Origin of the sequence: Oleiagrimonas sp. (assembly GCF_027858935.1) — a bacterium.
GTDB lineage: Bacteria > Pseudomonadota > Gammaproteobacteria > Xanthomonadales > Rhodanobacteraceae > Oleiagrimonas.
In genome coordinates, this window is sequence record NZ_JAQIBU010000300.1 from 1 (window position 1) to 8977 (window position 8977).

Sequence of the window (8977 nt, forward strand, 5' to 3'; positions counted from 1 at the left end):
CGAAGCGCATCCGCAAGCGCCGAACAAGGTCGACGCGCAACCGGACATCGTGATCATCCTCAGCGAGTCGTTCTTCGACCCGACCATCCTCAACGGCTACGGCAAGCACGCCGACTTCATGCCCAACCTGGATCGCCTGGCACGTCACGGCACGTCCGGCCAGATGCACTCGCCGACCTTCGGCGGTGGCACCATCCGCACCGAGTTCGAAGTACTGACCGGTCTGCCGCTACGCTATTTCCCCGAAATCCAGTTCCCGTACCTGCAGATCCACTCGCGCACCATACCGGGCATCGTGCGGGTGCTGAAAAGTCATGGCTACCAGACCCTGGCCGTGCACGGCGGCGAGGCGGGATTCTGGAACCGCACCGCCACCTTCAAGGCCATGGGCTTTGATCGATTCGTCTCGCGGGCCAACTTCCCGGCAGACGATGCGGTCCTCGACGGCAAGTACATGTCGGACAAATCCTTCACCGACGAGCTGTTGCGCCAGCTCAAGCCGGACGGCCCGCCGCGCTTCGTGCTCGGCATCAGCATCGAGGCGCACGGTCCATACGACCATGATTACGGCATCAACACCAAGGTCCGCGACGCCATTGCGGTACCGTCCTCGGTCACTGGAGATGCCAAGCTCCAGTTGCAGAACTACATCTACCACATGCGCCATGCCGACCAGCAGTTGGGCCGGTTGGCCGACACCCTGGCCAAACGCAAGCGGCCGACCCTGATCGTGTTTTTCGGTGACCACCTTCCGTCGATTGTGCCCGCGTTCCAGCAGGCCGGCTTTCGCAATGGCCAGGGGTTCCTGGTGCAAACCGTGCCCTATCTGCTGATCGACACATCACGGTTGAAAACGGGCAAGCCGGTGAAGCAGGACGTGGCGGCCTGGGAACTGCCCGGCATGCTGCTGGCGCGCACGCCCATCCACGAAAACTATTTCACCCTGACACAACTGGTGGCACCGCAACTGGAAGCACTCACGCGGGCCCCGGACGCACCGCGGGCGCCGGAGACACCGGCCCAGGAACAGCTCGACAAGGGCTTGACCAACATCGCCCGGCTACGACTCAAGAACAAGCTCGACGACCTGTGGCCCAAGGCCGCGGCCATGGCCGCATCGCGGTCAGCCGCGCCGGGCGGTGGCATGACGCCCGCACCTGGCGCGGGGAACGCGTCGCCGACCAGTACCTCGAACCCTTGAAGTCACGCACTCAGGCAACGGCGTAGTCGCCCATGCGCGCGCGCGGGCGGATGGCCAGCGCAGTCTGGCCATCGATCAGCTGCAACTCGCCGTCCTGAATCAGGCACTGCAGGCGCATGCCGCGGACGCAGCGCGCGCCGAGCTCGAGCATGTCCGCTTCGTCGATCGACAGCACCGTGAGATTGCGGTTGCGCTGCAGTGCACGCCCGACCTTGTCCCACCACAGGTCGGCACTGCGTCCGCCGTAGTTGAGCACCACCACCTGCTGGGCCTTGCCGCACGCCTTGCGGATGCGTGCCTCGTCCGGCTCGCCGACATCGATCCAGAGCTCGATCTCCTCGCTGTAGTCCTTGCGCCACAGTGCCGGCTCGCCCTCATCACTGAGTCCGCGACCGAACTGCAGCCGTTCGTCGGCGAACAGCGCGAACGCCAGCAATCGCGTCATCAAACGCTGTTCGGTCTCGGAGGGATGCCGTGCCAGGGTCAGGGCATGGGTGGCGTAGTACGCCCGGTCCATGTCGCTGATCGAAAGCTCGGCCTTGTAGATGGTGGCGCTGAGGGCCATGGGATGATCCATGCAGGTAGACCGACCATTGTACGGGCTGGCGAACAGGTGCGGTAAAAAAAGAAAACCCCGCCGCAGCGGGGTTTTCTCGGGATGGTGCTGGTTGGAAACGGGTTTACATCATGCCACCCATGCCGCCCATGCCACCCATGCCGCCCATGCCACCGCCGCCGCCGGCGTCGGCATTGTCGTCCTTCGGCAGTTCGGCCACGATGGCCTCGGTGGTGATGGCCAGACCGGCCACCGAAGCGGCATTCTGCAGCGCCGTGCGGGTCACCTTGGTCGGGTCCAGGATGCCGAATTCGATCATGTCGCCGAATTCGCCGGTAGCCGCGTTGTAGCCGAAGTTGCCCTTGCCTTCCTTGACTCTGTTCAGCACCACGCTGGGTTCGTCACCGGCATTGGCGACGATCTCGCGCAGCGGCGCTTCCAGCGCACGGCGGGTGATGGCAATGCCGTGGTTCTGGTCGATGTTGTCGCCAGTCAGGCCCTCGACCGCCGCCATCGCACGGATCAGGGCAACACCGCCGCCCGGAACCACGCCTTCCTCGACGGCCGCACGCGTGGCGTGCAGCGCATCTTCGACGCGCGCCTTCTTTTCCTTCATCTCGACCTCGGTGGCGGCACCGACCTTGATGACGGCCACGCCGCCGGCCAGCTTGGCCACGCGCTCCTGCAGCTTCTCGCGGTCGTAGTCCGAGGAGGTCTCCTCGATCTGCGCCTTGATCTGGTCGATGCGGGTGTGGATCTTTTCGGCTTCGCCGGCGCCGTCGATGATGGTGGTGTTCTCCTTGGTGATCACCACGCGCTTGGCGCGACCCAGGTCGTTGATGGTGGCCTTCTCCAGCTGCAGGCCGACTTCCTCGGAAATGACCTGACCAGAAGTCAGCACGGCCATGTCCTCGAGCATCGCCTTGCGGCGGTCACCAAAGCCCGGCGCCTTGACGGCGGCAACCTTGACGATACCGCGGATGGTGTTGACCACCAACGTGGCCAGTGCCTCGCCCTCGACTTCCTCGGCAACGATCAGCAGCGGCTTGCCGGCCTTGGCCACGGCCTCGAGCACCGGCAGCATCTCGCGCACGTTGGAGATCTTCTTGTCGTGCAGCAGGATGAACGGGTCTTCCAGCTCGACCTGCTGGCTCTGCTGGTTGTTGATGAAGTAGGGCGACAGGTAGCCGCGATCGAACTGCATGCCCTCGACCACGTCCAGCTCGTTTTCCAGGCCCGAGCCTTCCTCGACCGTGATCACCCCTTCCTTGCCAACCTTCTTCATTGCATTGGCGATGATGTCGCCGATGTTGGCATCGGAGTTGGCCGAGATGGTGCCGACCTGGGCGATGGCCTTGTCGTCGGCGGTGGGGTTGGAGAGCTTCTTCAACTCGCCCACGGCGGCGATCACGGCCTTGTCGATACCGCGCTTGAGGTCCATCGGGTTCATGCCTGCGGCCACGGCCTTGAGGCCATCGCGGATGAACGCCTGCGCCAGCACGGTGGCGGTGGTGGTGCCGTCACCGGCAACGTCGGACGTCTTCGAGGCGGCTTCCTTGACGATCTGGGCGCCGAGGTTCTCGAGCTTGTCGGACAGCTCGATCTCCTTGGCCACGGACACGCCGTCCTTGGTGATGGTCGGTGCGCCGTAGCTCTTCTCGAGCACCACGTTGCGGCCCTTCGGGCCCAGCGTGACCTTGACGGCGTTGGCGAGGGTGTTGACACCCTTGAGCAGACGCGCACGGGCGTCTTCGCCGAAACGTACTTCTTTAGCTGAAAAGATGGATGTTCCTCTGAAAGATGAAAATGCTTGGGTTGTGCGATGGATCGAAAAGCGTCGACGCGTCGGAGGGGGCGAGGGGGCGCGGCGCTGTCACGCGCGCGACATGGATGTGGCTATCCCGCCCGGCTGCCAACGGTTCAGCCTTCGATCACCGCCACGATGTCGTCTTCGCGAAGAACCAGAAGCTCTTCGTTCTCGACCTTGACCTCGGTGCCCGAATATTTGCCGAACAGGACCTTGTCGCCGACCTTGACCGCCATCGGGCGGACCTTGCCGTCGTCGAGGATCTTGCCGTCGCCGGCCGCGATCACTTCACCGCGGATGGGCTTCTCGGTGGCCGAATCGGGAATGACGATACCGCCGGCAGAGACCTTTTCCTCTTCCAGGCGCTTGACGATCACTCGGTCGTGCAGCGGACGAAGTTTGCTCATGACGTTTACACCAAATGTCTGTAGTTGAAGGGTTTTCACCGTCTTGCTAGCACTCGACGGTGATGAGTGCCAATGTTAACGGCAGACGATCTTCTTGAAAAGATCATTCTGTCTGCACAAGCAGATTGGGCCGCCACCGGGGCTTTCAAGAGCGCGGCGAAAAATAGGGCCTTGCCGGCCCACCGGGAACAACTCGCATGCAGTCGAGACGCGTGCGGAACCGGCCGTTACACTGGTCGTCCACCCGAACCCATCCGATTGCCATGCACCAAGCCCGCCTTATCCTGTGTACCTGTCCCGACGAGGACTGCGCGACAGAGATCGCCAGGACCCTGGTCGAGGAGCGCCTCGCCGCCTGCGTCAGCCGCCTGCCCGGAATGACTTCCGTTTACCGCTGGGACGACGAAGTCCAGAACGATCAGGAGATCCTCCTGCTGATCAAGTCCACCGACGCCGTCTACGGCATGCTCCAGGCCCGCATCGAGGACTTGCATCCAAATGAAGTACCCGAAATCATTTCACTGCAGGTCGACCAGGGCCTACCCTCCTACCTGCAGTGGCTGCGTGACCATGTGGCCGTGAGCGAATCGGATCCCAGCCGGTCATAATGTCCGCCCTTGACCGCTAACCGTACGCAGGTCCGCAACCCGCGCGAACCGGAGTCTTGTTGATGCCTCGTATCCTCCACCGGCTTTCCCTGCTTGCCTTGCTGGTCCTGCTCGCCCTGGCTGGCTCCGTGTCCCCGACGGCAGCGCAGGACAGCAACAACCTGCTGCCGGTGACCGAAGCCTACAAGCTGAACGCCGACATTCCCGCGCCCGGCACCATCCACCTGCACTGGACCATCGCGCCCGACTATTACCTGTACCGCGGACGGATTTCGGCCAAGGCAGCGGGAGACACGGTCAAACTGGGGACCCTGAACCTGCCCGATGGATTGAAGGAACACGATCAATACCTGGGCGATGTCGAGATCTACCACCACAGCATCGACGCGACGCTGCCCTACCATCGGCTGAAGAAGAACGCGACCAGCTTTCGCATCGCGGTGAAGTACCAGGGTTGCCACGAGGTCGACCCGAAGATCTGCTACCCGCCACACACCACCACGCTGAACCTGGAACTGCCCGCGCCCGGTCCAGCAGCCAGGTCCGGCACCGGCAAGGACACCTTCGCGGACCGCGGCCCGGACATGGGCCTCACCGGCGCAGCTGGCGGCAGCGCGCTGCCGGCCGACCAGGCGTTCAGGTTCAACGCCATTGCCACCGCACCGCGCACCCTGCTGCTCCGCTGGACCATGCCCAAGGGCTACTACCTGTATCGCGATCGCACCTCGCTGGCGCTGGACGACGCCGGCGGTGCCACGCTTGGCAAGCCGAAGTGGCCCACGGGCACGGCGCTGCATGACCAGAACTTCGGTGACAGTATCGTCTACTTCAACCAGGTCGAAGTGCCGGTGTCGATCTCTGGCGGCAGCAGCAACGGCCAGCACGTTCAGCTCCAGGCCCGTTTCCAGGGCTGTCTGGAGAACGGGGTCTGCTATCCGATGATGACGCGGACGGTGGACGTCGCGCTGCCGCAGTCGGCCGCCAACGCCTCTCTTACGACAGCCGGCGATACGCCACCGCCGGCCCTGACCACCACCCTTCTCGGCGCGCTGCTGTTGGCGCTGGGCGGCGGCTTGCTGCTGAATCTGATGCCCTGTGTGTTGCCGGTGCTTTCGCTGAAGGCGGTCAGCCTGCTGGAGGGTCGCGAGGGCCCCCGAGTGGCGCGTCACCGAAGCCTGGCCTATACCGCGGGCGTGCTGGTCAGCTTCGGCGTGGTCGGCCTGGCCGTGATCGGCCTGCGCGCTGCCGGCATGGCTTCGGGCTGGGGATTCCAGCTTCAGCAACCGGTGTTTGTCGCGGTGCTGGCCTACCTGCTGCTGGCCATGGGCCTGAGCTATTCCGGAGTGGTGCATTTCGGCGCCGGACTGGCCGGAAGTGGCCAGCGACTGGCCTCCAAGTCGGGCCTTGCCGGGGATTTCTTCACGGGCGTTCTGGCCGTGGTGGTCGCCAGTCCGTGTACGGCACCGGCCATGGGCACCGCCCTGGCTTTCGCCTTTGCCCAGCCGTGGCCATATGCACTGCTGATTTTCCTGGTCCTCGGTTTTGGTCTGGCGCTGCCGTTCCTGCTGATCGGGTTCTTTCCTGTGCTGGGCCGCTGGTTGCCGAAACCGGGCGCCTGGATGGAGACCCTCAAGCAGGTGCTGGCCTTCCCGCTGTACCTGACCGCAGCCTGGCTGGCCTGGGTGTTGGCCAACCAGCGCGGCCCCGACGGCGTGGGCTTGCTCCTGCTGGGAGCGGTGCTGCTGGCGCTGGCCCTGTGGTGGACCGAGCGCAGCCGCAGCCGCGGCCTGGCGAGCAAGGTCCTGGCCGGGATCTTACTGCTGCTTGCCCTGCTGCCGCTGGCGCTGATCCACACGCTGCCCACGCCCGCCACCGCGGCTGCACACGGCCGCGACTCGGACGTGGTCGCGTTCACCCCAGCGAAGCTGCAGCAACTGCGCAAACAGGGCACGCCGGTATTCGTGGACATGACCGCCGACTGGTGCATCACCTGCAAGGCCAATGAACACACGGTGCTGGATACCACCACCTTCCGGAACCTGCTCAAGCGCACGGGCACCGTCTACATGAAAGGCGACTGGACCAACGAGAATCCGGACATCACCGCATTCCTGCAGCGCTGGCACTCCCCGGGAGTGCCGGTCTATGTGGTGTATTCAAAGGATGGCGGACCGGGGCACAAGCTGCCTTCGGTACTGACCGACGGGATCGTGCGCAACGCAATCGAGCACGCGGCGCGCTGATGCCATGCGTGCTCCGCGCCCGTCCTCTCTGGCCTGGGTCGTTCTTGCACTGGTCGCCGGTCTGACGCTTCTGGGCTGGAACTACTGGCACCATGGCGTACCACCGAAAGTATTCAATGCCATGATGTCCACGAGGCTGGGCAACCGGATCGAGCAATACGCACTCAAGGTCACCTCACCGCCCGCGCCCAAGGGCATCAAGACCCTCGGGCCCGGCGACCGCATGCCGGACTGGACGCTGCCCGCGGCGCAAGGAAAACCGCAGTCCTTCGCACAGTGGAATGGCAAGCGCGTGCTGGTCAATTTCTGGGCAACCTGGTGCGCCCCCTGCCTCCAGGAGATGCCCGCTCTGGCACAGGCCCAACGCCTGTACGCAAACCATGGCGTCCAGGTGGTAGGCATCGCCCTGGATGATGCCGCCACGGTACAGCGCTTCCTGAAAGCGCATCCGCCGGCCTATCCGATGCTGATCGGCAGCGATATGGATCCCGACCCTCTCCTGGTCCTCGGCGATACCCGTCGCGCCATGCCCTACAGCGTACTGATCGATCGCCACGGTCGCATCGAGCGCACGCACCTGGGCCCACTGGGTGCGGCACAACTGGCGCACTGGCTGCGGTGAACGGGCGGCCCTGGAACGCCCCGTCATGAAAATTGTGACGCGAACAGCAAGGATCGTCGCCGATCTACGGCGAACTGGACATTTTGAATTCGCACGCGCACACTTACCGCTTCGACGGTACACGTCGCGTTCAGTGGCAATTTCGTGGCCAAGATTCTGGTCCTGCACGGACCCAATCTCAATCTGCTAGGCGTGCGCGAGCCGCAACACTACGGCACGCAGAGTCTGGCGGACATCAATACCGCGCTGGCGAACCAGGCCGAGGCTGCCGGTCACGAGCTGGGCTGGTTCCAGTCCAACGCCGAGCATGAATTGATCGCCCGCGTGCACCAGGCGCGCGATGAAGGGACCGACCTGATCGTGATCAACCCGGCCGCCTTCACGCATACCAGCATTGCCCTGCGCGATGCGTTGGCCGCAGTGGACATCGCCTTCATCGAGGTGCACCTGTCCAATACCCATGCGCGCGAGCCCTTCCGCGCCCATTCTTACTTTTCCGATCTGGCCGTCGGCGTGATCGCGGGCTTCGGTCCCGACAGCTACCGGCTGGCGCTGGAGGCCGCGATCCAGCGGCTTTCCGACTGATACCCTCCGACTTCAGCTGACAAGGTTCATCCCATGGATTTGCGCAAGATCAAGAAACTGATTGACCTGCTCGAGGAATCCAATCTCTCCGAACTGGAAATCAAGGAGGGCGAGGAAGTCGTTCGTCTTTCGCGCGTTCCGACCGGCGGCGTGGCCATGGCCAGTCCACCACAACCTGCGGCGACGGCACAGCATGCCGCCCAGCCCGCGCCGCCCCCGTCGACACCCGCAGCCGACGACGACAGCAGTGACACGCCGGACGGCCACCAGGTCAAGGCCCCGATGGTGGGTACCTTCTATGCTGCCTCCACGCCGGGCGCCGATGCCTTCGTGAAGGTGGGGCAGAAGGTCAAGGAAGGCGAGACCCTGGGCATCATCGAGGCCATGAAGATGTTCAACCAGATCGAGGCGGACGCCAGCGGCACCATCGTCGCCATCCTGGTCGAGAATGGCCAGCCGGTGGAATTCGATGAACCCATGTTCGTGATCGGCTGAAGCCAGGGAACGCACCATGCTAGACAAAGTCGTCATCGCCAACCGCGGCGAAATCGCCCTGCGCATCCTGCGTGCCTGCCACGCGATGGGCATGCGGACCGTGGCCGTGCATTCGACCGCCGACCGCAATCTCAAGCACGTGGGCATGGCTGACGAGGCCATCTGCATCGGCCCCGGACCCAGTGCGCTGAGTTACCTCAATATCCCGGCCATCATCGCCGCGGCCGAGATCACCGACGCCAGCGCGATCCATCCGGGCTATGGTTTCCTGTCCGAGAACGCCGACTTCGCCGAACAGGTGGAGAAGTCCGGCTTTGTGTTCATCGGTCCGAAAGCCGAGACCATCCGCCTGATGGGCGACAAGGTCGAGGCCATCCGCGCCATGAAGGATGCCGGAGTCCCTTGCGTGCCCGGTTCCGGCGGTCCGCTCGACGATGACATGGACAAGAACGT

At 64.1% G+C, this 8977-nt stretch carries 10 protein-coding genes; 7 read left to right on the forward strand and 3 right to left on the reverse strand.

The window, feature by feature from the left end; genetic code table 11:
- A partial coding sequence (locus PF446_RS11070) for an LTA synthase family protein (protein ID WP_298071534.1) occupies positions 1 to 1201 on the forward strand: 1201 nt, incomplete at its 5' end.
- 10 nt (positions 1202 to 1211) lie between these two features.
- On the opposite strand, the gene PF446_RS11075 is transcribed toward PF446_RS11070, so the two are convergent.
- The 3 genes from PF446_RS11075 to groES all read right to left on the reverse strand — a co-directional run bounded on the left by PF446_RS11075 (position 1212) and on the right by groES (position 3971).
- Positions 1212 to 1766, reverse strand: coding sequence for a YaeQ family protein (locus PF446_RS11075; RefSeq protein ID WP_298071536.1), 555 nt, complete (start codon positions 1764 to 1766; stop codon positions 1212 to 1214).
- A 115-nt stretch (positions 1767 to 1881) separates the two neighbouring features.
- On the reverse strand, positions 1882 to 3540 hold the full coding sequence (gene groL, locus PF446_RS11080) for a chaperonin GroEL (protein ID WP_298071553.1): 1659 nt from the start codon (positions 3538 to 3540) through the stop codon (positions 1882 to 1884).
- A 137-nt stretch (positions 3541 to 3677) separates the two neighbouring features.
- A complete protein-coding gene (groES, locus tag PF446_RS11085) occupies positions 3678 to 3971 on the reverse strand; it encodes a co-chaperone GroES (RefSeq protein WP_298071538.1) in 294 nt (97 codons plus the stop codon).
- A gap of 263 nt (positions 3972 to 4234) precedes the next feature.
- On the opposite strand from groES, the gene cutA reads away from it, so the two are divergent.
- The 6 genes from cutA to PF446_RS11115 all read left to right on the forward strand — a co-directional run.
- Positions 4235 to 4579, forward strand: coding sequence for a divalent-cation tolerance protein CutA (cutA, locus tag PF446_RS11090; RefSeq protein ID WP_298071541.1), 345 nt, complete (start codon positions 4235 to 4237; stop codon positions 4577 to 4579).
- 62 nt (positions 4580 to 4641) lie between these two features.
- A complete protein-coding gene (locus tag PF446_RS11095) occupies positions 4642 to 6822 on the forward strand; it encodes a protein-disulfide reductase DsbD (protein ID WP_298071543.1) in 2181 nt (726 codons plus the stop codon).
- A gap of 4 nt (positions 6823 to 6826) precedes the next feature.
- Complete coding sequence (locus PF446_RS11100) at positions 6827 to 7444, forward strand: TlpA disulfide reductase family protein (RefSeq protein ID WP_298071545.1); 618 nt, start codon at positions 6827 to 6829, stop codon at positions 7442 to 7444.
- Between the two features lie 144 nt (positions 7445 to 7588).
- Positions 7589 to 8029 carry a type II 3-dehydroquinate dehydratase gene (gene aroQ / locus PF446_RS11105; protein ID WP_298071547.1) on the forward strand — a complete coding sequence of 147 codons (441 nt, stop codon included), beginning with the start codon at positions 7589 to 7591 and terminating at the stop codon, positions 8027 to 8029.
- 33 nt (positions 8030 to 8062) lie between these two features.
- Positions 8063 to 8524: an acetyl-CoA carboxylase biotin carboxyl carrier protein gene (gene accB, locus PF446_RS11110; RefSeq protein ID WP_298071549.1), complete on the forward strand. Its 462-nt coding sequence runs from the start codon at positions 8063 to 8065 to the stop codon at positions 8522 to 8524.
- A gap of 16 nt (positions 8525 to 8540) precedes the next feature.
- A partial coding sequence (locus PF446_RS11115) for a biotin carboxylase N-terminal domain-containing protein (RefSeq protein ID WP_298071551.1) occupies positions 8541 to 8977 on the forward strand: 437 nt, incomplete at its 3' end.